A 25951-nucleotide genomic window follows, 5' to 3' on the forward strand; every position below is an offset into this window, starting at 1 on the left:
ACGGGGGTTTCCATGGTGGAAGTATAAGTACTACAGGAAGATAGTAAAAAATGAATAAATTAACAAAATCATTTTTCATGTTTGTACTGTCAGATCAGCGCCATTTTAAGTATAAACGAAAATTTAATATAACACACGAAAAGCGCTACCAATAGCTAGGATTTCTTGAGCATACAAAATGACTAAATGAATTTTGAAGCATGGGTGTTTCGAGATTGGTTAGTAAAGTATCTTTATAAAGCAAGTAAGGGTGTGGATTATCACAATGTATTTAAGATATGTAGAAGATATGTAGACTTTTCAATAAAAAGGATATCTTATGATTCATGCACTAGATGAAGCAAGTAGCTAACCAACCTATAATGATAGTCAAATTTAGATGTCTCCGTTGAAGTAAAAAAGAATCAGTACAACGTTTTGTCATTATCAAAGTTGTTTAAATGAAAGCAATTTTTTTGGTAGTTTATTTTCTTGATCTCCGTGTTAAGATACTGTGGCTAACGTAATAGTTTTAAAGCAATGTTGCTGTGACTGTTTTCAAAAAGAAAGACCTCAACCAGATACTATTATTGGTTGAGGTCTTTGTATTGAATAGCACATGTAATGTAAGAGCTATTACTGGAAAAAACTATGCCCAATCACCATTTCTAAAGATTGGAACAGTTGAACCATCTTCGCGAATACCGTCTATATCCATTTGATTAGAACCAACCATGAAGTCTACGTGGGTTTGGCTACGGTTCAAGCCAGCATCAGCTAGTTGTTCTTCGGTCATTTCTGTTCCGCCTTTCAAGCTGAATGCGTAAGCCGAACCAAGTGCCAAGTGATTTGAAGCATTTTCATCAAATAAGGTGTTGAAGAAAATAATACCAGATTGGGAAATGGGTGACGGATCTGGAACAAGAGCAACTTCACCTAAATGACGTGCGCCTTCATCTGTGTCTAATAGTTTTGCTAAAACTTCTTCGCCTTTTTCAGCAGAGAAGTCAATCACTTTTCCATCTTTGAAGGTAAATTTCATTCCTTCGATGATTGTTCCAGCATAGCTTAAAGGTTTCGTGCTAGAAATAAATCCATCTACACGACGACTGTCAGGAGCTGTGAAAACTTCTTCAGTAGGCATGTTTGCCATGAATTTTTCGTTGCGTGCGTTCAAGCTGCCAGCACCTTCCCATAAATGGTTTTTCGGTAGACCAATAATTAAGTCAGTTCCTGGTGCGATATAGTGTAAAGCAATAAATTGTTCTTGATTTAATTCATTTGCTTTTTTCGCTAATTTTTCATCGTGATTTTTCCATGCGCGTACAGGATCTTCTTCATAAATGCGAGTAGTTTTGAAAATTTCGTCCCAAAGTGCATCGACTTGTTCGGACTCAGGTAAATCAGGAAACACTTTGGCTGCCCATTGTTTGCCAGCAGCAGCGACGACTGTCCAACTTACTTTGTTCGCTTGAGTTGCTTTACGTAAATTGATCATTGCTTTACCAACAGCGCTTTGATAACTTGCTACACGATCGCCATCAACACCAGCTAGAGAATCCGGGTCAGCAGAAACGACGCTGATTCGACTAGCCCCTTTTTCTACCCAGTCATTTGTTTGGTCGATTTTGTATTGTGGGACATTTTCGATACGGTCTGTTGCAGCATGAGTTAAAAATTCTTTTTGAATAGTATCGTCTGTCCATTGTACGATGACTTCCGCAGCCCCTAATTGGTAGGCTTCCTGTGTAATCAGACGTGCTAATGGTGCTTGGTCAACGCTGATTTGTAGAACAACGGTTTGTCCTGCTGAAACATTGACACCAGTTTCAGTGATTAGACGTGCATATTTCTCAAGGTATTTATTAAAATTTGCTAACATGTATATTACTCCCCCTCATTATTTGATTTAATAACCAGTAATATGATAACATTTATTAATAGTAGAAACAATTAGTAAATAAGGAATGGATATGTTGGATCTTATGATTTTTATAAAAACGGAAACCAAGAGTATTCCTGTGATAAAAGGGTGGACGAAGAGTAAAAAAACAAATTTTGCATATCAAAAAAAACGTGTTACAATTAAAATAACCAATAGGTGGAAGCGTTATAAATAATTTTTGAGGAGATTAAAAAATTATGGCAAGAAAAAAGACGATTACCAGAGAGCAGATTTTAGCTGCTGCGTATGAAGTGGTTGCTACAGAGGGTTTTTCAAGATTTACTGCAAGAAATATTGCCAGTAAAATGAAATGTTCGACACAGCCAATTTATTTGGAATTCAAAAATATGGATGATTTAAAAACAGAGTTATTTGAACAAATTTATAGTTATCTAAGCAATGAAGTTTTTCCAGTTGAACACACAGGGCATAAAATCATTGATTTAGCGTACAATTACATTCATTTTGCTAATCGTGAGAAAAAATTGTATCGTTCTTTATACTTGGAAGAGTATGGTGGAGGGGAAGAGATGCAAGAATTTTCTTATAATTATTTCACGAATGCAGTCAAACAAGATGCTGCATATGCAAATTTATCAAAAGAACAAATCGAATCACTTCATAATGGTACTTGGATCGTCGCAACTGGGATTGCTGCATTGATGTCTTCAGGAATTATTCACCCAACTGATGCTCAAATTGAAAAATTGATTCAAGATAGTATCGATGCAATTCTTGTACAGGAAGAACCAATCAAGGTAGATTATTAGTGTGACTTCATGCTGTACATTGTTTTTACATAAGCTAGTTGAATCATTTTTTGAAAAAGAGCTTGGACAAAAGAAGCCTAAACAGAAAAAAAGCCTAAAATTCGTTTTTTTAAACGCTGATTTTAGGCTTTTCTTAATTAAAAAATGTAGTAAGAATAGCTGAATTTTTGGTTTTGTCCCAGACTCTTTATTGTTTTTAGTGCGTAACGAGTAAGTAGAAAAAATCGGTAAATCTAAAAACCGCTAAAAATCAAACAGTGATTTTTAGCGGTTTTCTTACATATATTTGAGTAGTTGAAACTATTTTGCTTTAGCGACAAGTGCTTTGGCAAAGGCTTCAAGATTTTCGATGTCTTCTTCTTCAGCGTTCAAGTCCACTTTGACATTTTCTGCCCCTTTTGTTGCCCCCGTTTTGGCAAAGACAGCATCAAAGTCATCTACAGATTTACAAAATTCATCATAAAATGTATCGCCAGAACCACAAACGCCATAAATTTTTCCTTCAAGGTCAACTTCTTGCAAGTCTTCATAAAAATCAACAATCTCATCTGGTAGTTCACCATCACCATATGTATAGGTTGCGACAACACAAATGTCTGCGTCTTCAAATTCATCTGCATCTACTTGGGTACATTCATTGATTTCTACATCAATATCTAAATTTTCAAAAGCTTCTGCTACAATATCAGCAATTTCTTCAGTATTGCCGGTCATGCTTGCATAAACGATTTTTGCTAAAGTCATGATTTGCCTCCTAATTTATCAACGATTTTAACTTAATACGTAAGAATTATACCAAACCATGCGTAAAAAAGAAAATAGAACTCGATGAGATGATAACTGTGATTTGGCTAAACGTTGGTAACTATGGTAAAATGAGAACGATTTGTAAAAAGGAGACGAGAGAATGATTACATTAAAATCAGCACGTGAAATTGAAACAATGGCAGAGTCTGGTGCCTTATTAGCAGACGTGCATAAAAACTTACGCGATTTTATCAAGCCTGGTATTACAAGCTGGGATATTGAAGTTTTTGTCAGAAATTATATTGAAAGCCACGGTGGAATTGCTGCCCAAATCGGCTTTGAAGGTTACGAATATGCGACATGTATTAGTATTAACGATGAAATTTGTCATGGATTTCCTCGCAAAAAACCACTAGAAAGTGGCGATTTAGTTAAAGTTGATATGTGTATTGATTTAAAAGGTGGCATTTCTGATTCTTGTTGGGCGTATGTCGTTGGCGAATCAACACCTGAAATCGATCATTTAATGGAAGTAACAAAAAAAGCATTATACCTTGGGATTGAACAAGCGAAAGTCGGCAATCGCATTGGAGATATTGGTCATGCAATCCAAACCTATGTTGAATCTGAAAACTTATCTGTTGTCCGCGATTTCATCGGTCATGGCGTTGGTCCAACGATTCATGAAGAACCAGCTGTCCCTCATTATGGTGAAGCAGGTAAAGGACTTCGATTGAAAGAAGGCATGGTCATTACCATCGAACCAATGGTCAATACCGGAACTTGGAAGATGAAAATGGACCCAAATGGCTGGACTGCATATACGCGTGATGGTGGGTTATCTTGTCAGTATGAACATACTTTGGCGATTACGAAAGACGGTCCAAAAATTTTAACGTCACAAGGTGAAGAAGGCACATACTAATAACAAAAGTATAGGGGAAATAAATGGGGATTTGGCAGAAAATTAAAGAAAATAAGGATTTTATGCGATTTATCGAAACAACGCAAAAGCGAATGAATGATTCGGAAATTGGAACAACTTCTGTGGTTGTTGCTTATTACTTGTTGTTATCGTTGTTTCCGCTGATTATTGCATTTGGCAACGTATTGCCTTTTTTGAATATTGATCCAAATACAGTGTTAACTTATGTTCGAGAGGTTATGCCTGAAACGATTTACCAATTTATTGGCCCTGCAATCAAAGATCTACTGACGCAAAGCTCTGGCGGATTGCTTTCAATTTCTGCATTAGCTGCGCTTTGGTCAGCAAGTCAAAGTATCAACGCATTACAAATTGCAATGAATAAAGCCTATGGTGTGGACAATCGAAAGAACTTTTTGATTGTCCGCCTTGTTTCATTAGTGGTCATTGTCTTATTTATGGTTGCGATAGGTGGGGTGACAATCGTCTTAGGGTTAGGAAACTTGATTCTTGAAGCAATTCAACCGATTTTTCAGTTTCCGCTACATTTGATTGATCAGTTCCAAGCTTTGAAATGGCCTGTAACATTAGTTGCGCTATTTGTGATTTTGTTTTTGATTTATTTGATTGTGCCTAATGCGCAATTGAAGTTAAAAACGATTTTGCCTGGAACAATCTTTGCCACGGTTGGCTGGATGTTGTTGTCGCAGGTCTTTGGAATCTATGCGAAGTATTTTGCTTCACGTGTCAGCGGTTATCAAATCATTGGAAGTTTCATCGTTTTGATGCTGTGGTTGAACTTTGCTGCCACGATTGTCATTCTTGGTGGAATCATTAATGCGGTTGTTCAAGAGTATGTATTGGGGAGTCAGGCGACACGTCGTAAAGGCCCGCTTAATCGTTGGGTTGAAAAAATAAAAAATAAAATTTCTAATAAAAAAACGTAAATTCTTACGTTCTTTTACTCGACTTATTGTAAACTATTAGTAGTGTTTTATAATAACGGGAAAACTCTCAAGTTAAAGTAGGTGTCCAGATGCTTGTTTCGTTTAGTATGGTCGTTAGGTTTTTTCTAACGATAGTATTATCGTTGATTTTAACACCAATATTTAAAATAATTTCTGTCCAAACAGGAATGGTCGATAAACCGAACGCGCGAAGAATCAATACAGTACCGATGCCAAGTGCCGGAGGGTTGCCAATTTTTATATCTTTTGTTATTTCAACGTTGATTTTGTTTCATGATATTATTCCAAGATTTTATATTGTACCAATTTTATTAGCAGCGTTGATTATTATCATTACGGGGGTATTAGATGATCGATTTGAGTTGACACCAAAACAAAAGAGTGTCGGGATCTTATTCGCTTCACTTGTTATCTACTTTTTAGCAGGTATTCATATCGACTCGTTTACTTTACCATTTTTTGGCCATTTTGAACTCGGGTGGTTAAGCTTTCCAGTAACAATCTTTTGGATTTTCGGTATTACGAATGCCGTGAATTTGATTGATGGATTGGATGGGTTGGCTGCGGGAGTATCACTGATTGGGTTGACTACAATTGGAATCATTGGGTATTTCTTTTTGCATTCATCCACTGTGTATATTCCAATTGTTATTTTCTGTTTAGTAGCGAGTATCATCGGCTTCTTCCCGTATAATTTTTATCCTGCTAAGATTTATTTGGGGGATACAGGTGCATTATTTTTAGGGTTTATGTTGGCTGTTTTATCTTTACAAGGGTTAAAAAATGTAACGTTTGTTTCATCAATTTCTTTATTGATTGTTTTGGGTGTTCCAGTAACGGATACTTTTTTTGCAATCGTTCGTCGCAAGGCAAACCGAGTATCTTTTTCAACTGCGGATAAAAAGCATTTGCATCACCGCTTATTAAGCTTAGGCTTCACACACAAAGGAGCAGTTTTGGCGATTTATGCGATGGCATTAATGTTTTCTTTCACAGCAATGATCATGAATTATGCTGGTCAGGTCGGGACAATTGTTCTGGTACTAGTAATGTTATTTGCGATTATTTTGTTACTGGAGTTAATCGGGTTGATTGGTGAGAAACATCAATTTATTTTGAAAACTTTACGATTTTTGGGAAATAAAGAATATCGTACGCAAGTACTGCAGAAATATTTGAAGAAATGGGACCATCATTAGATGAATAAAAAATTAGAACAGCCGGTCCTAATCAGTATAGTGACCGCAAATAGTCAAAAGATTTTTCGTACATTAGATACCTTGATTGCAACCATTGGTGAAAACCCAGCAATTGAGATCATTATTTTTGATAATAACTCCTCGCCTGAATATCAGGCTAAATTGAAGGAGTATTTACACTATTCTTATCTACACATTAACTTTCATCAGGAAAACAGTGGTTTTGGTTACGGACATAATCAAAATCTGTTGAACAGCAAGTATCGTTATGCTGTTATTTTTAATCCGGATATTTTGGTAGACGAGCAAACAATTACCGAAGTTGTTGAGTTACTGGTTGACCACCCTGAATGTGCGATGCTAGCACCTAAGATTTTAAACGAGGATGGTTCTATTCAATATTTGATTCGTGAACGCCTAGATGTTTTTGATTATGTGCTGCGTTTCATTCCCTTTAAATGGGTGAAAAAGTTGTTTGATAAACGATTGGCTAAGTTTGAGTGCAGGGATCTTCCGCTAAATCAAAATAGTTATGTTCGTATGATTTCTGGGAGTTTCATGGTCGTTGACACAGTGAAGTTTACTGAAGTTGCAGGATTTGATTCTCGCTATTTTATGTACTTTGAAGACAATGATTTGTGTTTGAAATTTGAACAAGCGGGTTACAAATTACTGTATACCCCAACGCACTCAGTCGTTCATTTATATGGAAAAGGTGCACATCGTAATTTTAAATTATTCCGAATTTTTATGTCTTCGATGGCAAAATTTTTCCATAAGTGGGGGTGGCGTTTTTTCTAATGAAACCAACTAATTTAGTTGTTGTCGTATTGTATCAGCAACCCATAGAAAAAACACCTTCTTTTGCTCTATTATCGCAAGCTGTGGTGGATCAAAAAATCCAACTCGTTATTTTTGATAACAGTCCAACGGAGCAACACCATTCATTGTTTGAAAAAAAGTTCGTGAATTACTATCATGATGCGCAAAATCCGGGATTGGCAGCAGCATACAACTATGCACTGTCGCAAGCTCAACCCACGATTCAACGACTGATTACGTTGGATCAAGATACTGTCTTAAATGAAAGCTATTTGGAGCAAATCAGTCAGGTTGAATTTTCAGATGACTGTGTTGTTGCTGTACCGATGATTTTTGATCAAGGGCAACAAATTTCACCTGTTTATGCCGATCAGTATGTTAATCGTACCTATCGAGCAGTTTCTGAAGTAGGGCTGACGGAGCAACGAGTGATGGCAATCAATTCGGGAACAGTTTTTTCAATCTCATTTTTACAAACAATTGGCGGGTTTAATCCTGCTTTTTCTTTAGATTTTTTAGATCATTGGTTTTTTTGGAAAGTTCATCAACTTCACAAAAAAATTGAAATTTTACCAATTCGCTTGGAGCATGACTTATCTGTGCTCAATTATGAAAAAGTATCGACAACAAGATATGAATCGATTTTAGCTGCCGAAACAAAATTTTATCGCGAGTACGATCAAATTCATTGGAAAAAGCATCGTAAGCAGCTGCTGTTAAGAAGTATTAAACAATTTTTGACAGTGAAGAACCGAAAAATTTGGCGTTTAACCTTGCGAGTTTATGTTGAGATGGGGAAGGTGTAAGTTTTTGCGATCTGTTTGCATGGCCACATTTAATGGCGAAAAATATCTGAGAGAACAATTAAATAGCATTTTACGACAGCTTTCTACAACCGATGAGTTAGTTATCTCTGATGATGGTTCAGTTGACAGCACTTGGAATATTTTGCTGGAATACGCACAACAAGATTCACGTATTAAACTATTAAAAGGACCTCAACGTGGACTGATTCAAAATTTTGCTCATGCAATTGAACAAGCAAATGGAGAAATCATTTTTTTGGCTGACCAAGATGATGTTTGGTTAGACAATAAAGTGAAAAGGATAACGGCTGATTTTGCAGCCCATCCGAAAAGGCAAGTTGTTGTTTCGGACTTGGTGATTGTGGACGAGGATCTTAAAACCATTTATCCCTCTTATTTTACTTATCGGCATTCAAAAGAAGGATGGTTGAATAACTTTGTCCGTAGTCATTATATTGGAGCTGGTATGGCCTTTCGTTCGAGTCTGAAGCCTAAAATCTTACCAATTCCAGATGATGTACCTATGCACGATATGTGGATTGGTTTATTAGGTGGAAATCAGGTCGGATTTATTCGCGAACCGTTGACGTTGTATCGACGCCACGACTTGAACGCAAGTGAGATCCAAACGCATTCCAGTTTTCAACAAAAATTGGCGTGGCGATTTCATTTATTGGTGTCCTACCTAAAAAGAAAGTGGCAGCGACACTAAGTTTAATAAAAAAGTATTAAATGCCAAATAGCTCATGACAAATGTTTGGATTGATGAGATAATAACAAAGTGAAATTTGAAAAAAGGAGCGCTTAAAGCCATGAAGGGAATTATTCTTGCTGGGGGAAGCGGAACACGCTTGTACCCATTGACAAAGGCAACTTCAAAACAGTTGATGCCGATTTACGACAAACCAATGATTTATTATCCAATGTCAACATTGATGTTGGCTGGAATTAAAGAAATCTTGATTATTTCAACACCACAAGATACACCTCGTTTCGAAGAATTATTTGGGGACGGGCATGACTTGGGGATTCAAATTGAGTATGCAGTTCAAGAAAGTCCTGATGGTTTAGCACAAGCTTTTATCATTGGTGAAGAATTTATTGGCGATGACAGTGTCTGCTTAGTTTTAGGCGATAATATCTACTATGGTGGCGGTCTATCTAAAATGTTGCAGCGCGCTGCAGCAAAAGAAAGTGGCGCAACGGTGTTTGGGTATCATGTAAATGACCCTGAACGCTTTGGAGTTGTTGAATTTGATGAGAACATGAATGCTTTGTCAATCGAGGAAAAACCAACTCAACCAAAATCAAATTATGCTGTTACAGGTCTTTATTTCTACGATAACGATGTCATTTCAATTGCAAAAGACATTAAACCATCTGAACGTGGTGAATTAGAAATCACAGATGTCAATAAAGCATACCTAGAAAAAGGAACTTTATCTGTTGAATTGATGGGACGTGGGTTTGCTTGGTTAGATACTGGTACACACGAATCACTACTTGAAGCTTCAACATTTATTGAAACCATTGAAAAACGTCAAAATTTAAAAGTAGCTTGTTTAGAAGAAATTGCTTATCGCATGGGCTACATTACGAAAGAACAATTGTTTGCATTAGCGCAACCATTGAAAAAAAATCAATACGGTCAATATTTATTAGCTTTGGCCGCTGAATAGGGAGTCTGACAACATGAAAGTAACTGATACAAAATTAACAGATGTCAAGATTATCGAAATGGATGTTTTTGGTGATCACCGTGGCTTTTTTACTGAGAGCTATTCAAAAGCAAAATTTGAAGAACATGGGTTGACTTATGACTTTGTTCAAGATAATCACTCTTTATCTGCTGAAGCCGGCGTGCTACGTGGCTTACACTTTCAAAAAGGAGAATCTGCTCAAACAAAATTGATTCGTGTAGTCACTGGAGCAGTTTTAGATGTGGTCGTTGATATTCGTAAAGGCAGCCCAACTTATGGACAATGGGACGGCTTTATTTTATCCGAACATAACCACCGTCAACTACTTGTTCCTAAAGGATATGCGCATGGTTTCGTTACGCTGACACCAGATGTCAACTTCCTTTACAAATGCGATAACTATTATGACGCTGCTGCAGATGGCGGAATTGCTTTTGATGATCCTGAGTTAGCTATTGAGTGGCCAATTGACATCAGTAAAGCAATTATGTCAGAAAAGGATCATAACCATCCAACGTTAAAAGAATTTGAAGCAGAAAATCCATTCGTTTATGGCGAAATTTAAACTTTAAAGGAGAACCATTTTAATGAAAAATATCATTGTAACAGGTGGCGCTGGATTTATCGGTTCAAATTTTGTGCACTATGTCGTACAAAACCATCCGGAAGTTCATGTAACTGTTTTAGATAAATTAACTTATGCTGGAAATAAAGAAAATTTAGCGGGATTACCAAGTGATCGGGTAGAGCTTGTGGTGGGCGATATTGCTGATGCACCATTAGTTGATCGTCTAGTGAAAGACGCAGATGCAGTTGTTCATTATGCAGCTGAATCACATAACGATAATTCATTAAAAGATCCATTTCCATTTGTTCAAACCAATATTATTGGGACATATACTTTATTGGAAGCTTGTCGAAAATATGATGTGCGTTATCATCATGTTTCAACGGATGAAGTGTATGGCGATTTACCATTAAGAGAAGATTTACCAGGACATGGTGATGGTCCAGGCGAAAAATTTACAGCTGAAACACCATACAATCCTTCTAGTCCTTATTCTTCAACTAAAGCGGGATCAGATTTATTAGTGAAAGCCTGGGTACGTTCATTTGGGTTACGTGCAACAATTTCTAACTGCTCAAATAATTATGGACCTTATCAACACATTGAGAAATTTATCCCACGTCAAATCACTAACGTTTTAAGTGGTATTCGTCCTAAATTATATGGCGACGGCAAAAATGTGCGTGACTGGATTCACACAAACGATCATTCATCTGCTGTTTGGTTAATCTTGACAAAAGGTGAAATTGGCGAAACATATTTGATTGGTGCCGATGGCGAAGAAGACAATAAAGCAGTGATGGAATTGATTTTAGAGTTGATGGGTCAATCAAAAGATGCGTACGATCACGTAAAAGACCGTGCGGGTCACGATTTACGTTACGCAATTGATTCAACTAAATTACGTGAAGAACTTGGCTGGAAGCCAGAGTTCACGAATTTCCGTGATGGTTTAGCGAATACGATCAAGTGGTATGAAGAAAATGAAGACTGGTGGAAAAAAGAAAAAGAAGCCGTAGAAGCAGCATATGCCAAAAATGGTCAATAACAATTATTGATGAGATAAAAGTGTGAGGCAGGCGCTAGCCTGTCTCTTTTTTCAAACAAATTTAAAGGAGCGAAAAACAATGTTTTTATTAACTGGAGGAAATGGCCAATTAGGTACAGAATTGCGCCATCTATTAGATGAAAAAAATCTACCATATGTTTCGACAGATGCGAAAGAATTAGACATTACTGATGAAAAAGGAACCATGGAATATATCGCCGAATTGAAACCGGATGTTATCTTTCATTGTGCAGCCTACACTGCAGTTGATAAAGCAGAGGATGAAGGCAAAGAATTAGACGAGAAAATCAATGTCGACGGTACAAGAAATGTTGCACTTGCTGCGAAAGCGGTCAATGCTAAATTGGTTTACATTAGTACAGACTATGTATTCGATGGAAAGAAAGAACAAGCAGAATATGAAGTGGATGATTCAACTAATCCGTTGAACGAATATGGTCGAACAAAACTTTTAGGTGAACAAGCTGTCGAAGAAATTTTAGAAGATTATTATATTATCCGTACTTCTTGGGTATTTGGTATCTATGGCCATAATTTTGTATTTACAATGCAACGTCTGGCGGAAACACACGATCGTTTGACAGTTGTAAACGATCAATTTGGACGCCCAACATGGACACGTACACTAGCCGAGTTCATGGTATACGTCATTGAACAAAAAGCACCATATGGCATTTACCACTTATCAAACGAAAACAGTTGCTCTTGGTATGAATTCGCGAAAGAAATCTTAAAAGATACTGACGTGGAAGTAGCACCTGTGACATCAGCGGAATTTCCACAAAAAGCAGTACGTCCACAATATTCTGTGATGAGTCTTAAGAAAGCTGAAAAATTAGGTTTTTCTATTCCAACTTGGCAAGAAGCTTTGGCACAAATGCTGATTGCCGCTGAAGAAGCAAAAGCGTAATTCGTTTCTGCTAGTTTAGGAAACAAAAGAGAAATTGGGGAATTTTATGGAAAAACAAACGAGAAGTGTACGGCATAGCACTGAAAAAACAAATCGTGCGCCTCAGACAATTTTTGACTCATTGCTTAGGCTCCGTTATTTGTTTGGCTTACTAGCAATTGTCATAGTCGTCACATTTAATTTAAATGGCAGCTCAATTGGCATGTGGGATAAATACGTTTCTCAGCGAGATGACGGGAAAGAAACAGATGTTTTGTTTGGGAAAGATCGTGAAGTTCGCTCAGATGAATGGCTGGTACAGACGCCATTTTATCTTTCGCAAGCAGAAAATGATTATCCAGTAATCAACGAAGATTACTCCTTAAATGGTCAAAATATGATTATTGCTTATAATTCACCGGTTAAAGACATTACGGTTATCGGCAAGCCATTTAACTGGGGGTTTTTCTTCTTGGGACGTGATCGAGGGCTATCTTGGTACTGGGGAATGAAAATCGTCGGCATGCTCTTGTTGTCTTTTGAATTATTGATGATCATCACTAGAAAACGAAAGGGATTGTCATTGGTTGGTTCATTTGCACTGACCTTTGCGCCGGCTGTTCAATGGTGGTTCATGCAACATGTGGGAGATTTGATTTTCTTCACTGTCGGACTGATGGTGGCTTTCTATCATTATTTTTATCAACATGATCGCAAAGGGATACGAGCCCTGATGATGTTGCTGGTAGTTATTTTTGGCTTAGGCTTCATTTTAGTCATTTACCCAGCACATCAAGTAATGTTAGGTTATTTGCTCGTCTTTTATTTTGTTGGCCTGTTGATTCATTTCAGGAAAAAAGTAGTTTGGGATCTATTGGATGCTGTCCTGATTGTCGGGGCGATAGCGATAATCGGAGGGATCATGGTTCATTTTTGGCTAGTTTCGAAGGATGCTCTGATGGCTTCACTAGAAACGTTGTATCCAGGAAAACGAATCAGTACAGGTGGAGAATTCACTTTTGGTAAGTTCTTTTACTTTTTGACTAACTGGAAGATTCCATTTACAGACATCACGTTTTCAAATAATTCAGAAGTGGCCTTTTTCTATCATTTCTTCCCAACTGTGCTTTTGGCTAGCCCATTTGTATTATTTGGTAAGAAAAACAGTGAACAGAAATTATTAGGACGAATATTAATGGTTTTTTGTTTGTTTGCGATTTTTTGGATCACCGTTGGCTTACCAAAAGAATTAGCTGAAATTACGCTTCTTTCCTATGTACCAGCATCCCGTGCATTTACAACTTTTGGCTTTGCAGCTTGTCTGTTAACGATTTGGTTCATTGCCTATGTTTGGCGAGAAGATGTTATTCCAAACTGGTATAAAATTGTCTTATTAGTTGTTAATGCTGGAACGTTTGCTGTGGCAATCTTCACTTCTAGCATGATTAATTATTTTTCAGGGATTGAAATTACAGGGATCGTTGTACTAGGAACATTGTTGCTAGGATTTGCTTTGTTTCACCAAAGACATTTGTTTTATGTTTCATTCGCAGCATTAATTGTCGCTTCTGGTTTTTTTGTCAATCCGGTTGTTGAAGGAACGGGTGCTATTTTTGAAAAGACTTTAGCGAAAGAAATTCAAAAAATCAATAACGAACATCCAGATCAATTATGGTTATCTGAAGATGAATTGTATAATTTTACACCAACACTTGGAGTAAAATCATTCAATACGGTTCGTTTTTATCCAGATATGAAAGCATGGAAAATCATTGATCCAGATGGAACCTATGAGAAATATTATAATCGTTATGCTCACACTCGTGCATTTATCGCGAAGGAAGACACAACGTTTATCCTTGATCGACCTGATATGTTCTCTGTGACATTGAATTTTGATGATGCCGAAAAATTTGGTATACGTTATGTCGTAAGTAAGCGACCTTTAGCAGACTACAATCAATTAAATGAGGCGCAGTTTACTCAATTATATGGCCCAGACAATGATGGCTATCGAATATTTGAAGTAGATTATCCGGCCAATGGACAAATCATTAGCCAGCAATAACAAAGTTATTCAGTTAAATAAAAGAGAGAAGCTAGTACAGGAGAGTGGGGAAATGCAGAAAATCCTACGAAAAATGATTAATGAAATGAGTGTTGCTTGGCTGCTTCTATTAGTAGGTTCATTGTATTTTATATGGACCGTTGGGCTAAGCAACAACACTGCACTATTTTTATATGAAAATAGTTCGCAATTAATTTTGGGCGGCATAGCCGTTTTGTTTTTATTGAATGTTTACAAAGCAAGAGGTATTGATTTTATTTTTATTGGGATTGGTTTCCTGTTCTTTTTCTTCTTTTCGTATTTCAGAGAAGTGAGAAGCGCTTCATTTTACACAGATATGATGATTCCGTTGATTATTGCTTTTGTATTGTCGATAAAATGGATTGAGTTTGGAAAAATAGATCGAGCTGTTTTCTTGCTGTTGTTTTCAGTTGTTCTGACAGTGACTGTCTATCGTGTTTTTACGGAAATTCCGATTCGTGAAGGACAAAGTATCTGGTCTCCAGGGAACAAGCTTTCTGATATTTGGATCAATACCAACACGATAGGCGCATCAGTGATGACACTGGCTTTCTTAATTAGTGGTTTTGCTAGCTCATTTGAAAAGTGGTACATTCGTCTGCTAAGTGTTCCAGCTGTCGTTGCAGCTTTTGCCACAATTTGGGTTTGTCAGTCAAGAGGTGCATTAGTTGCATTGATCGTTTTTATTCTTTTGGACTTGATTCCTAAGTCATTTATGCGAGTGACTCGCGCACCATTTATCATTTATACGGTGACCGCAGTTGCCGCTTTACCACTTTCATATTTTGCGGCAGCTTCAAAAGAAGTAAATCTTTTTACTGGAAGAGAAGAAATTTGGGCAGATTTTTATCAGACTTTGGCTGCTAAAACGCAACAAGTGTTGGTAGGAATGAAACCTTATTTTTACACGAAACGAGCAAATCAAGTTTTGGGTAATCATAATAGTTATAATTCTTTCTTGAATCTTTATGGAGTGATTGGATTAGCCATCGTGGTTACTTTATTACTGATTTTTATTGGTCGAAGAACACTAAAAGGTGATTTATCGAACGGCCAATTAACTTTTATCTGGGCTTTCTTTGGCATAATGACACAATCTTTTATGGAAGATACTTTGACTTCTTTCGCTTGGCTTCCGATTATTTATCTATTACTAGGAATGAGTGTTCACCGCTTTGACCAGCCAACAGAAATGCAAAAAGTACCTGATGAATTAGAAACAACAGATGAGTCGTTCGAAAATCCAGAAGAGAATCACAATGAATTTTCACGGATGAAGAAGTATCATCATTAAGAAGTAATCGGAGAGAGGCTGAAACAGTTTTGTTTCACTCTCTTTTTTTATAAAAATAAGTATGCATCAGAAATGAAGTAATACCTTGCTTGATTGCAATTAGAAACTATCTTTTGTAGAATAGTAACGGTCGAGTATTTGTTACTTAATAGAAAAATTAAGAAATAAATAATATCGCAGTCAGCTAGTAAAAATATGGTAAAATGGCAGTTGATTGTAATTAACAGAAATCGCTTGGAGGAACACAAATGTTTAAAGATCTGTTTTTATTTATGAAAGATATTTATCAGAACAGAAAATTATTGATTCAGTTTTCATTAAATGACTTTAAATCACGTTATGCTGGTTCTTTTTTAGGAATCATGTGGGCATTCATCAACCCGATATTCACTGTGTTGATCTACTGGTTAGTCTTTGGCTTCGGCTTGAAAGCTGCAATGACTGATGGTAAATATCCATTCATTGTTTATCTGATTACGGGGATGGTTCCCTGGTTCTTCTTCTCAGATGCATTTACCTCAACGACGTTAGTCTTTCGAGAGTACACGTATTTAGTCAAGAAGGTCGTTTTCAACATTCGTATCTTGCCAAGTACGAAAATTTTATCTAATTTATACACACACCTCTTTTTTATCGTGATTGGCTTAGTTGTGACAATTGGACATGGAATATTCCCAACCATTATGACACTACAACTGATTTATTATCTATTTTGTATGTGTGCATTTCTAACAGGGATTACTTGGTTGACAGCATCTATCCAACCGTTTTTACCAGATATCGTACAATTCATTACGATTTTGTTGCAATTGATTATGTGGACATTACCAATTCTTTGGAGTCCAAGTCAGTTTAACCCGACAATTGTTCAAATTTTGAAATTAAATCCACTTTATTACATCGTTCAAGGGTATCGTGAATCTTTCTTGAGCCAAGCGTGGTTCTTTGAACATGGCATGTATACTTTATACTTTTGGATAGTTACATTAGCATTCTTTGTGGTTGGTTCAGCTGTGTTCCGTAGACTGAAACCACATTTTTCAGATGTACTGTAAGGAGAATAGAAATGACAGAATATGCGATTAAATTAGAAAACATCACCAAATCATATAATATGTACGCAAAACCGAGTGATCGTTTTCGTGAGGCACTGAATCCTTTCAAAAAATCTTATCACGATGTCTTTTATGCATTGAAAAACGTTAATATTGAAATAAAAAAAGGCGAAATGATTGGTTTTGTTGGCGAAAATGGTTCAGGAAAATCGACGATGCTCAAAATCATTACCGGTGTGTTGACACCTTCTGCTGGTACAATGGAAATCGATGGAAAAATTTCTGCATTGCTTGAGTTAGGTTCTGGATTCAATCCAGAATATTCTGGCTATGAAAATATCTTTTTAAATGGTATGGTCTTAGGATTTTCACGAGATGAAATTGAAGGTATGGTCGATGACATCATTGATTTTGCCGATATTGGGGATCATATTTATCAACCAGTAAAAACTTATTCAAGCGGGATGTTTGTCCGTTTGGCATTTGCGGTAGCAATCAATGTGAATCCAGATATTTTGATTGTTGATGAAGCATTAGCAGTCGGTGATTTAGAGTTTCAATTGAAATGTATGGAAAAATTTACTGAAATCAAGAATTCTGGAAAAACGATTTTATTCGTATCGCATGATATTAGCTCAATTCGTCGTTTTTGCGACCGTAGTTATTGGTTGAAAAACGGTGAAGTCGTAGAATACGGGGACACGATGGACGTTACGACCAATTATGAAAACTTCTTGAAGAAAAAATCAGTGAAGACAGTTGACCGCAATAAGAATCAAGTTGAACGTCATGCCGCACCAGATATCGTTGATGTGCTAAGTGCCGAATTGCTTGATAAAGAGAAGAAACCGGTCGATATGATTGAACAAGGGGAGACACTCTTTGTGAAAGTTACCTATAATGTCAAAGACGAGTCAATCAAAAAGCCAGTCTTGGGGATTGCTTTACGAACGGTTGATAATTTTTATGTTTGTGGCTTGAACACATTATTGGATGACATAACGATTCCTTGGAAAAAAGGTGAAAATGTTTTTTATCTTGAATATGAAAAACTAGGCTTACTAGCTGGTGAGTATTATTTTGATGTGGCAGTTTTTGAAGAAAATGCTACAGTTCCGTTAGTTTATAAGACAAAATATATGAACTTATTTGTTAGTGGCTCATACATTGGTGAAGGTATTGTCATCTTGGATCACAAATGGGAAGAAGGTAGTCAAAAAGATGAAATATGATTTTGAAATGGATTTAGATGAGCAAAGTAGTGTTGGAAAAATCGCCGCTCAAATCAAACCAGGAAGCAAAGTGTTAGAATTTGGTCCGGGAAATGGCCGATTAACAAAACATTTGATTGGTGCGAAGCAATGTGAGGTTAGCATTGTCGAATTAGATAAAGAGCTATTTGATTTTGTGAGTGAATTTGCACAGGATGGCTTTTATGGGGACATTGAAAGTTTTGAATGGGCCACTTATTTTGAAGGTCAAACATTTGATTATGTTTTGTTTGCAGATGTCTTGGAGCATTTGGTTGATCCAGGCGCAACTTTGAAAAAAGTCAGTGAATTTTTGAGTGAAAATGGAGAAATTTTGATTACGTTCCCTAACTTAGCTCATAACTCTGTAATGATTGATTTATTTAATAATCAACTTCCATGGACTTCTTATGGCTTGTTAGATGAAACACACAATTCATTTTATACGCATGAGGGTTTTCAAAGAGTGTTTGAAAAAGCTGGCTTGATGATTAACATCGAAGACTATTTATACTTAGCAGTAGAAGACACCGAGCTTTCTTCTCGTTACGAAGATTTGCCAGAAGCGGTTCGATATGACTTCAAAATGCGTCCATTTGGAGAAGTTTATCAATACTTCTTCTCGTTAAAAAAACAGGCAGTACCCGAAATTGCACAGCCACAAAATTCAAATTACGTCAAAGTCTTTGATTTGGTTCAACAAACGGCTGAGGGAGAAACTAGTCAACAGATTCCTATTAACAATTACACTGGTGAAAACCAACGTTTGACATTTCCAATTGCTGAAAATATTGAAAACGTGTTATTCCGTTTTGAAAAACAGCCAAGTTTTATTGAATTTACTGCTGAAATTGCGGGAGAAAAAATTGATTTCATTCGTTCAAATGCTGCGCTAAAAACAAACAGGGATTGCTATCTATTTGATGGAAAAAGCGTACCAGAATTAGCAGTAAAAAATGTCGCTGGACATGAATTAACGGTGAATATCCATTATCGTTTTATTGGAGAGCTTACTCAAACTTTCTCAGAAGTCTTGGAAACTGTTCAACCAATGATGGCTGTTCATCAAGAATTGACAGGGAAAATAGCAGATTTAGAAAAAGATAATTATCAAATTAGAGAAGAAAATGCTAAGCTTGATCATTACTTGCAAACAACAACTACGCGTTATTGCTCACTTTTAGATAACGATGAATGGGCAATTAAATCAAAAAAAACTCGTCGAACAAAAGAAACTCCTAAAAAAGTTCAAGCAAAAGAGTTAGCTTTATGTATTGATGAAAAGCATTGGGATGAAGAAACCAAAGTTTTAACAATTATTGGTTGGGGCATCTCACAAGCAGATCGAAACGCATTGTCTTATCATTTATCAGTAGATCAATCACCGTTTTTCGATGCTAAACCGATTTATCGCAAAGAAGTGAATGAGGCTGAAAATCTTGCAGAAAATGTTTCTGCCGGTTTTGAATTGCAGATTCTTTGTGAACATGAACGTACATTTTTAATTGAAGTAACAGCAGAAAATGGTCAAACTTGGATTATTGAAATGTAATTCATTGGCCTACTTGATAAAGGAGTAACTGGACAGTGACAAAGAAAGAAATTGCTGTATTTATTGATACAATCACTCGGGAACGAGCTACTGGAGACTTACTTATTGTGGGTTGGGCAATTGATGAAGTAACTAAAGAAATCCCTTCAGTCACAGTAGAAAAAAGCCAAGTTTTGATTGAAACAACGCCTGTCGTTCGTTTGGACATCAATCATTTATACGAACTAGATGTCAAAACGCAAAGCGGATTTAAAATTCGACTTTCAGGAAAATTAAAAGGAAAAGCTATCTTAGATTTTCAGACAACTACTCACCAAAATGGAATTGCCGTGAAGCTAAATGGACGTTATCCTTTCGATGATGGATTTGAGACCTCTTGGCAAAAACAAATACGTTTGCTGAAAAAAGGTGTCAATTACGCAAGAACACATGGCTTAAAAAAAGCTGTTCGTCGCGTCAAGCTAGAATTGAAACCTGGTTCAGTTGACTATGCAGAGTGGATTACTCGTCACGAAAAAGTTGATTTAGAAGCACAGCGTAAAGCTGCTACTGCCTTAGAATATCGTCCATTGATTTCAATTGCTATGCCTGTTTACAATGTTGAAATTAAGTGGTTAGAAAAATGCATTGATTCTGTTCTAGGACAAACGTATGATCACTGGGAACTATGCATTAGTGATGATGCTTCAACAGATCCGGCTATTCGCAAATGTCTGGAAACTTACCAAGCAAAAGACGAGCGAATCAAAGTCGTCTTTCGACAAGAAAATGGACATATTAGCTTAGCAACTAATTCAGCTTTAGAATTAGCTTCGGGTGAATTTTTAGCTTTGTTGGACAATGATGACGAGTTGCCAGCTTCAGCGCTATATGAAGTAGCCAAGGTATTGAACGAACGACCTGAGCTGGATCTAATCTATAGCGACGAAGATAAAATCGATTCTGATGGGAATCGTTTTGACCCCCATTTTAAAGCTGATTGGTCACCAGACACACTAATGGGAAACAATTATATTTCTCATCTAGGTGTTTATCGCACAAGCATCGTGAAAGAATTAGGTGGATTTCGTAAGGGGTATGAGGGCTCACAAGATTATGATCTTGTTTTACGTGTGACAGAAAAAATCCCAGCAAATCACATTTATCATATTGATAAAGTTCTGTATCACTGGCGAACGATTCCAGGTTCTACAGCAAGTAGTGGCGAAGCGAAAAGTTATATTTATGATTCTGGTGTAAAAGCGTTGACTGATGCACTGAATCGTCGTGGAATCAAAGGGAAAGTACGTCCGGGAAGAATCTCGGGTTTTTATGAAGTGATGTATGACGTGATTAAAGAAGACTTAGTGAGTGTCATTATTCCAACTAAAAATGGGTATGAAGATTTAAAAGTCTGTGTTGATTCAATTATTGAGAAAACAACATATCCCAACTATGAAATTATTATTGCAGATAATGGAAGTACGGATCCAAAAATGCAAGAATTGTTTGCAAACTACAAAGAACGTTTAAACGATCGTTTCATTGTCGAGTTGATTGATATTCCGTTTAACTACTCACGGATCAATAATCTAGCAGCTGAAAAAGCAAGTGGAAAGTATTTCTTATTTTTGAACAATGATACTGAAGTTATTGCACCAGACTGGATGACGACAATGGTTTCTTATGCACAATTTGATCGAATTGGCTGTGTAGGTGCAAAATTGTATTATCCAGATGAAACAACCCAACATGCTGGTGTCCTTGTTGGAATTGGTGGCGTAGCAGGACATGCGCTAAATAATTATGATAAAACACACTGCGGTTATTTTGGTCGTTTGGTGATTGATGTTGATTATTTAGCAGTGACTGCAGCTTGTATGATGGTTAAAGCAAGGGACTTTCATGCTGTTTCCGGATTTGACGAGACATTAGAAGTTGCATTTAATGATGTTGATCTATGTTTGAAAGTCTATGAACTGGGACGTAACAATGTTTACGCACATCAAGTGGAACTTTATCATTTTGAATCAAAATCAAGAGGATATGAAGATACTCCAGAAAAACAAAAACGCTTTGCTGGTGAAATCAAAAAAATGCAAGACAAGTGGCCAAGCTACATTGCACACGATCCATTTTACAATGATAATTTGACTAAAGAAGGTATTGGCGATTTTTCTCTAAGACCAGACTAATCAAAAGCGATGAACGTATCGAACTTGGATACGTTCATCGCTTTTTGTTATTTATCACGCCTGTAAGAATGAAGACACCGAGTGTGGATTTTAGAAACAAAAATGAAAAGATAAAATAGTCTATTTTATTGCATATAATAGTTTAATTTCCTTTACATTTTGGTTACTCGCTAGGCTTTTAAGGCTTGCTATGGTAAGATGATAAAGGCATTATTCTGAGGTTAGGAGTGTATATATGAATAAAAATGGGGAGTGGAGCGCCGCTCGCAGAATATTTATTATTTTAATGGATGTGATTGTTTATAACGTTGCAGTCTATATAAGCTTTTTACTGAAGTTTCAAGGAGAAATACCAGTGCGTAACTTTGAAACTTTTGAGAATTCCGCAGTTTTTATTTCGATTATATTTATTGTTCTTAATATTTTGTTAGGGGCTTACGTCTTTTATAATCGAATGATCAGCGACATTATTTTTGTAACTGTTATTGGTCAAGTATTGATGACCTTTGGGATTATGATTGTAACTTTTGCTGGGCGTTGGTTTGCATTTCCGCGGCTAGTTATCTTACTTTCTTTTGTGATCGGAACGATTTTGGTCAGTACTTATCGCATTTTGGTGTATAAACTTTACTTGAAAATCAGCAGTGACAAAAAAGTGATTATTGTTGGTTTAGAAAAAGATGTTGCACCAGCAATTCAAAATTTCCAATCAAAGAAAAATAATAAACATAAAGTAGAAGCAGTTATCGTTGATCATTTTTATGAGCATACGAAACAACTGATTGATGGAATCGATATTGTGTACTTGGCTTCGGAAATTGAAGAACAAGAAAAAATTAAAATCTACCAGTTGGTTACCAAGAAAGAAAAAAAATTATTTTTAAATACAACATTTGAAAACTTGATCATGATCAATCCAAATATCATGAATTTTGAAGATGAAAGCATTATTGAATCATCTGGTTTTAGAATACCTCCAGAAGATGAGCTTTTCAAACGATTATTTGATATTCTTGTTTCACTTGTTTTGTTGATCTTGGCTTCACCATTTATGTTATTAACAGCGATTTTAGTAAAAGTAACATCACCAGGTCCTGTTATCTATAAGCAAGTGCGTATCACAAAAAATCAAAAAGAATTTTCGATTTATAAATTCCGTTCAATGAGCGCAACAGCTGAATCAAAATCAGGCCCAGTCCTTGCTAAAAGCAATGACGCACGCGTAACGCCTGTTGGTAAATTTATTCGTGCCGTACGATTTGATGAATTACCACAAATCTTTAATGTCTTAAAAGGCGATATGTCAATCGTGGGTCCACGTCCAGAACGACCATTCTTTGTTGATCAATTTAATGAAGAAAATCCTTATTACTATTTACGTCATAATGTCCGTGCGGGTATTACTGGCTATGCGCAAGTCTATGGGAAATATGTCTCAGACTACAATAGTAAGTTGCGTTTTGATTTGTTATATATCAAAAAATATTCGTTGTTATTGGATTTGAAAATCTTATTGCAAACAATTAAAATTTTATTCGATAAAATGTCTTCACAAGGTGTGGATGAAGAAGCTGCTTGTTCTTTAGCAGAACTGCATTTCCCAGAAGATAAGATTTATGGATAAATAGAGATAATTTAAATCAATGCTGTAGCCTAAGCTTAGTAAGCTACACAAAAGATAAGTGGGGAAGAAATTGGAAAAAAATAAAATTAGTATGCTTCTTTCTTTATATGATAAAGAAAAACCAGAATATCTGAATGAAGCATTAACAAGTATTTTTAAACAGACAGTTATGCCAGATGAGATTGTTTTGGTATATGATGGACCAATTAATTCTGATTTAGAAGCAGTTGTACAGAAATTTCAGCAAGTAGCCCCTGATATATTCACACTTGTGAAATTTGAGAAAAATCAAGGATTAGGTGTTGCTCTAGCTAAAGGTTTAGAGCACACTAAATATCAGATAGTTGCTCGAATGGATACAGATGACATTATGGCTCCAGAACGATTGCAAAAGCAATTAGCTATTTTTGAAAGCAATCCTGATATTGCAATCGTTGGGAGTAATATCGAAGAGTTTGTTGACTCGACAGATCAAATTATTGGTCGTCGCCTAGTGCCAGAAACAAATCAGGAAATTTGTGCATTTTCTAAAAAAAGAAACCCGTTTAATCACATGACGGTGATGTTCGATAAGAAAGCGATATTAGCTGTTGGAAATTATCGTCCTTTAAAAGGTTTTGAAGACTATTATTTATGGGTAAGGTTATTGAAGGCTGGTTATCAAGGCTACAACATTCAAGAACCGTTAGTTCACGCTCGTGCAGGTGCTGACATGTATGCTCGACGTGGTGGTATAAATTATTTGTTGCCAGGAATCAAGGGGCGCTACCATATTTGGCGTGATGGACTGGGTTCTGTGACGGATTTTCTATTTGTTACTGGTGGACATGTAGTAATTAGTTTGTTGCCCAATAAACTGCGTGGTAAATTCTACGAAAAGCAGTTAAGAAATTAAGAATTAGGAATATGTAATCTTATTTTTAGATAAAACAGGAGGTTTTTTTTTGTATAGCACAGATGCTAAAATGCAAAAGGTCCAAAAAGTTACCTTGACTATGGCACAGAAAATTGTCGATTTTTGTGAAGAAAATCAATTATTATGCTATTTTTGCGGTGGAGGAGCAATTGGAGCAATCAGAGAAGGTGGCTTTATTCCATGGGATGATGATTTAGACTTTTTTATGCCAAGAAATGATTATGAACGTTTTTACGATTTATGGTCTCAAGCTCAAATCAATCAAACTCTTCCTGTACAGAAAGCTTCAGCAACTTACAATGATCATAATTCATTTATGACGATAAGAGACGAAGAAACAACGTTCATAAAAACATATCAAAAAGATTTAAATATTGTTCATGGTATTACGATTGATATCTTTCCATTGGATGTTGCACCAGATTCTAAAGTTAGCCGAAAAATTCAAAAGCTATGGGCTCTTGTATATGCCCTTTTTTGTTCACAAGTAGTTCCAGAAAATCATGGTGGTATATTAGCTTTTGGTAGTAATTTGTTACTGAATACTTTTAAATCTGATAATATTCGCTATAAAATTTGGTCATTTGCAGAAAAACAAATGACTAAGTATAATCAAAAGCCGACAGAAAATGTGACTGAACTATGTGTTGGACCAAAGTATATGGGAAATATTTACTCTGCTAAGGATTTTTCTGAGGCTGTTTGGGTTCCTTTTGAAGAGACCAAAATGCCAATTCCTGTGGGATATGACAATTATTTACGTGCTGCGTTTGGTGATTACATGCAACGTCCATCTTTAGAAAATCAAAAAACAATACATGATTCAATTTACATTGATCCAGATCATTCATACAAAAATTACCAAGGAAAATATTATTTAACTAAAGGAGCAAGCAACAGATGATTACAGCTATTATTATTGCCGGTGGTGTTGGTAAACGGATGGGACAAGATATCCCAAAACAGTTTATTAGTATCGATGGAAAACCAATCATTATTTACACACTTGAATCATTCCAGAAACATCCACAAATTGATCGCATTTTAGTGGTTTGTAAATCTGGATGGGAAGAAACGATGTGGGCTTACATTAAAGAATTTAATATAAGTAAAGTTCAATGGGTAATAACAGGTGGTTCAAAAGGACAAGAATCAATCAATAATGGCGTCCAATTTTTGAAAGACCATTCTGATGAAGATGATACGATCATTATTCATGATGGTATTCGTCCATTGGTTGATGAACTTGTTTTGTCTGATGTTATTGTGAAATGTAAGGAATATGGAAATGGCGTGACTTCATTACCTTATAATGAACAAATTTTTATTAAAAAAACGGAGGATACGACGGTTGAATACGTGGACCGTAATACTTTGCGAAGAGTATCAACTCCACAAGCCTATCAATATGGTAAACTGCTTGCAGCTTATAATCGCGCGGTAGCAGAAAACATTGGGATGACTGATTCTTCATACACAAATACAATGATGGTGGATCTGGGTGAGACGTTATATTTTGCAGCTGGTTCTGATAAAAATATCAAGTTGACTACAACGGATGACTTGGAATTGTTTAAAGCTTATTTAAAAATGAAAGATTAGGTGAGATA

Annotated in this window: 23 protein-coding genes; 21 read left to right on the plus strand and 2 right to left on the minus strand. The window is 36.2% G+C overall.

Going from position 1 to position 25951, the window contains the following annotated elements; genetic code table 11:
- Positions 1 to 628: 628 nt before the first annotated feature.
- Positions 629 to 1861, minus strand: coding sequence for an aminopeptidase (locus RV17_RS00615; protein WP_071868219.1), 1233 nt, complete (start codon positions 1859 to 1861; stop codon positions 629 to 631).
- A gap of 260 nt (positions 1862 to 2121) precedes the next feature.
- Between RV17_RS00615 and RV17_RS00620 the strand changes: the two genes are divergently transcribed.
- Positions 2122 to 2694: a TetR/AcrR family transcriptional regulator gene (locus RV17_RS00620; protein WP_067480627.1), complete on the plus strand. Its 573-nt coding sequence runs from the start codon at positions 2122 to 2124 to the stop codon at positions 2692 to 2694.
- 300 nt (positions 2695 to 2994) lie between these two features.
- Here RV17_RS00620 and RV17_RS00625 read toward each other — a convergent pair whose 3' ends face one another.
- A complete protein-coding gene (locus RV17_RS00625) occupies positions 2995 to 3438 on the minus strand; it encodes a flavodoxin (protein WP_067480630.1) in 444 nt (147 codons plus the stop codon).
- Between the two features lie 163 nt (positions 3439 to 3601).
- On the opposite strand from RV17_RS00625, the gene map reads away from it, so the two are divergent.
- From map to RV17_RS00725, 20 genes are all read left to right on the plus strand, one after another.
- A complete protein-coding gene (map, locus tag RV17_RS00630; RefSeq protein WP_067480633.1) occupies positions 3602 to 4366 on the plus strand; it encodes a type I methionyl aminopeptidase in 765 nt (254 codons plus the stop codon).
- A gap of 23 nt (positions 4367 to 4389) precedes the next feature.
- Positions 4390 to 5313 (plus strand): YihY/virulence factor BrkB family protein, encoded by a 924-nt coding sequence (locus RV17_RS00635; protein ID WP_067480635.1) that lies wholly within the window; start codon positions 4390 to 4392, stop codon positions 5311 to 5313.
- A gap of 89 nt (positions 5314 to 5402) precedes the next feature.
- The gene (locus RV17_RS00640) at positions 5403 to 6533 is read left to right on the plus strand and encodes a glycosyltransferase family 4 protein (RefSeq protein WP_067480639.1); all 1131 of its coding nucleotides are present in this window, start codon (positions 5403 to 5405) and stop codon (positions 6531 to 6533) included.
- Positions 6534 to 7334, plus strand: coding sequence for a glycosyltransferase (locus RV17_RS00645; RefSeq protein WP_071868220.1), 801 nt, complete (start codon positions 6534 to 6536; stop codon positions 7332 to 7334). It abuts the gene before it with no gap.
- Entirely contained in the window at positions 7334 to 8161 is an 828-nt protein-coding gene (locus RV17_RS00650; RefSeq protein WP_071868221.1) for a glycosyltransferase, read from the plus strand. The genes RV17_RS00645 and RV17_RS00650 overlap by 1 nt, the downstream gene beginning before the upstream one ends.
- Positions 8162 to 8165: 4 nt before the next feature.
- Positions 8166 to 8873: a glycosyltransferase family 2 protein gene (locus tag RV17_RS00655; RefSeq protein WP_071868222.1), complete on the plus strand. Its 708-nt coding sequence runs from the start codon at positions 8166 to 8168 to the stop codon at positions 8871 to 8873.
- A 100-nt stretch (positions 8874 to 8973) separates the two neighbouring features.
- Positions 8974 to 9840 (plus strand): glucose-1-phosphate thymidylyltransferase RfbA, encoded by an 867-nt coding sequence (rfbA, locus tag RV17_RS00660; protein WP_067480649.1) that lies wholly within the window; start codon positions 8974 to 8976, stop codon positions 9838 to 9840.
- Positions 9841 to 9853: 13 nt separating this feature from the next.
- Positions 9854 to 10426, plus strand: a complete 573-nt coding sequence (gene rfbC / locus RV17_RS00665) for a dTDP-4-dehydrorhamnose 3,5-epimerase (RefSeq protein WP_067480653.1) — start codon at positions 9854 to 9856, stop codon at positions 10424 to 10426.
- 22 nt (positions 10427 to 10448) lie between these two features.
- Entirely contained in the window at positions 10449 to 11477 is a 1029-nt protein-coding gene (gene rfbB / locus RV17_RS00670) for a dTDP-glucose 4,6-dehydratase (protein ID WP_071868223.1), read from the plus strand.
- A 79-nt stretch (positions 11478 to 11556) separates the two neighbouring features.
- Positions 11557 to 12408 carry a dTDP-4-dehydrorhamnose reductase gene (gene rfbD, locus RV17_RS00675; protein ID WP_067480659.1) on the plus strand — a complete coding sequence of 284 codons (852 nt, stop codon included), beginning with the start codon at positions 11557 to 11559 and terminating at the stop codon, positions 12406 to 12408.
- A 46-nt stretch (positions 12409 to 12454) separates the two neighbouring features.
- On the plus strand, positions 12455 to 14455 hold the full coding sequence (locus RV17_RS00680; RefSeq protein WP_071868224.1) for a DUF7657 domain-containing protein: 2001 nt from the start codon (positions 12455 to 12457) through the stop codon (positions 14453 to 14455).
- Positions 14456 to 14507: 52 nt separating this feature from the next.
- Positions 14508 to 15770 (plus strand): EpaQ family protein, encoded by a 1263-nt coding sequence (locus RV17_RS00685; protein WP_169819306.1) that lies wholly within the window; start codon positions 14508 to 14510, stop codon positions 15768 to 15770.
- Between the two features lie 248 nt (positions 15771 to 16018).
- On the plus strand, positions 16019 to 16825 hold the full coding sequence (locus RV17_RS00690) for an ABC transporter permease (protein ID WP_071868225.1): 807 nt from the start codon (positions 16019 to 16021) through the stop codon (positions 16823 to 16825).
- An 11-nt stretch (positions 16826 to 16836) separates the two neighbouring features.
- Positions 16837 to 18057, plus strand: a complete 1221-nt coding sequence (locus RV17_RS00695; protein ID WP_067480667.1) for an ABC transporter ATP-binding protein — start codon at positions 16837 to 16839, stop codon at positions 18055 to 18057.
- Entirely contained in the window at positions 18047 to 19627 is a 1581-nt protein-coding gene (locus tag RV17_RS00700; protein WP_071868226.1) for a class I SAM-dependent methyltransferase, read from the plus strand. The genes RV17_RS00695 and RV17_RS00700 overlap by 11 nt, the downstream gene beginning before the upstream one ends.
- A 35-nt stretch (positions 19628 to 19662) precedes the next feature.
- On the plus strand, positions 19663 to 21801 hold the full coding sequence (locus RV17_RS00705; protein WP_067480673.1) for a glycosyltransferase family 2 protein: 2139 nt from the start codon (positions 19663 to 19665) through the stop codon (positions 21799 to 21801).
- 235 nt (positions 21802 to 22036) lie between these two features.
- A complete protein-coding gene (locus tag RV17_RS00710) occupies positions 22037 to 23425 on the plus strand; it encodes a sugar transferase (protein WP_067480678.1) in 1389 nt (462 codons plus the stop codon).
- Positions 23426 to 23516: 91 nt separating this feature from the next.
- Entirely contained in the window at positions 23517 to 24320 is an 804-nt protein-coding gene (locus tag RV17_RS00715) for a glycosyltransferase (RefSeq protein ID WP_083571949.1), read from the plus strand.
- A 70-nt stretch (positions 24321 to 24390) separates the two neighbouring features.
- On the plus strand, positions 24391 to 25245 hold the full coding sequence (locus RV17_RS00720) for a LicD family protein (RefSeq protein ID WP_082294049.1): 855 nt from the start codon (positions 24391 to 24393) through the stop codon (positions 25243 to 25245).
- Positions 25242 to 25943 carry an IspD/TarI family cytidylyltransferase gene (locus RV17_RS00725; protein WP_067480686.1) on the plus strand — a complete coding sequence of 234 codons (702 nt, stop codon included), beginning with the start codon at positions 25242 to 25244 and terminating at the stop codon, positions 25941 to 25943. The genes RV17_RS00720 and RV17_RS00725 overlap by 4 nt, the downstream gene beginning before the upstream one ends.
- The last annotated feature ends 8 nt before the right edge of the window (positions 25944 to 25951 follow it).

Source organism: Enterococcus thailandicus, from assembly GCF_001886265.1.
In the GTDB taxonomy this organism is placed as follows: Bacteria; Bacillota; Bacilli; order Lactobacillales; family Enterococcaceae; genus Enterococcus_B; species Enterococcus_B thailandicus.

Coding starts and splice junctions, on each gene's coding strand:
- RV17_RS00615 (WP_071868219.1), bottom strand. CDS start 1,861: ATGTTAGCAAATTTTAATAAATACCTTGAGAAATATGCACGTCTAATC.
- RV17_RS00620 (WP_067480627.1), top strand. CDS start 2,122: ATGGCAAGAAAAAAGACGATTACCAGAGAGCAGATTTTAGCTGCTGCG.
- RV17_RS00625 (WP_067480630.1), bottom strand. CDS start 3,438: ATGACTTTAGCAAAAATCGTTTATGCAAGCATGACCGGCAATACTGAA.
- map (WP_067480633.1), top strand. CDS start 3,602: ATGATTACATTAAAATCAGCACGTGAAATTGAAACAATGGCAGAGTCT.
- RV17_RS00635 (WP_067480635.1), top strand. CDS start 4,390: ATGGGGATTTGGCAGAAAATTAAAGAAAATAAGGATTTTATGCGATTT.
- RV17_RS00640 (WP_067480639.1), top strand. CDS start 5,403: ATGCTTGTTTCGTTTAGTATGGTCGTTAGGTTTTTTCTAACGATAGTA.
- RV17_RS00645 (WP_071868220.1), top strand. CDS start 6,534: ATGAATAAAAAATTAGAACAGCCGGTCCTAATCAGTATAGTGACCGCA.
- RV17_RS00650 (WP_071868221.1), top strand. CDS start 7,334: ATGAAACCAACTAATTTAGTTGTTGTCGTATTGTATCAGCAACCCATA.
- rfbA (WP_067480649.1), top strand. CDS start 8,974: ATGAAGGGAATTATTCTTGCTGGGGGAAGCGGAACACGCTTGTACCCA.
- rfbC (WP_067480653.1), top strand. CDS start 9,854: ATGAAAGTAACTGATACAAAATTAACAGATGTCAAGATTATCGAAATG.
- rfbB (WP_071868223.1), top strand. CDS start 10,449: ATGAAAAATATCATTGTAACAGGTGGCGCTGGATTTATCGGTTCAAAT.
- rfbD (WP_067480659.1), top strand. CDS start 11,557: ATGTTTTTATTAACTGGAGGAAATGGCCAATTAGGTACAGAATTGCGC.
- RV17_RS00680 (WP_071868224.1), top strand. CDS start 12,455: ATGGAAAAACAAACGAGAAGTGTACGGCATAGCACTGAAAAAACAAAT.
- RV17_RS00685 (WP_169819306.1), top strand. CDS start 14,508: ATGCAGAAAATCCTACGAAAAATGATTAATGAAATGAGTGTTGCTTGG.
- RV17_RS00690 (WP_071868225.1), top strand. CDS start 16,019: ATGTTTAAAGATCTGTTTTTATTTATGAAAGATATTTATCAGAACAGA.
- RV17_RS00695 (WP_067480667.1), top strand. CDS start 16,837: ATGACAGAATATGCGATTAAATTAGAAAACATCACCAAATCATATAAT.
- RV17_RS00700 (WP_071868226.1), top strand. CDS start 18,047: ATGAAATATGATTTTGAAATGGATTTAGATGAGCAAAGTAGTGTTGGA.
- RV17_RS00710 (WP_067480678.1), top strand. CDS start 22,037: ATGAATAAAAATGGGGAGTGGAGCGCCGCTCGCAGAATATTTATTATT.
- RV17_RS00715 (WP_083571949.1), top strand. CDS start 23,517: ATGCTTCTTTCTTTATATGATAAAGAAAAACCAGAATATCTGAATGAA.
- RV17_RS00720 (WP_082294049.1), top strand. CDS start 24,391: ATGCAAAAGGTCCAAAAAGTTACCTTGACTATGGCACAGAAAATTGTC.
- RV17_RS00725 (WP_067480686.1), top strand. CDS start 25,242: ATGATTACAGCTATTATTATTGCCGGTGGTGTTGGTAAACGGATGGGA.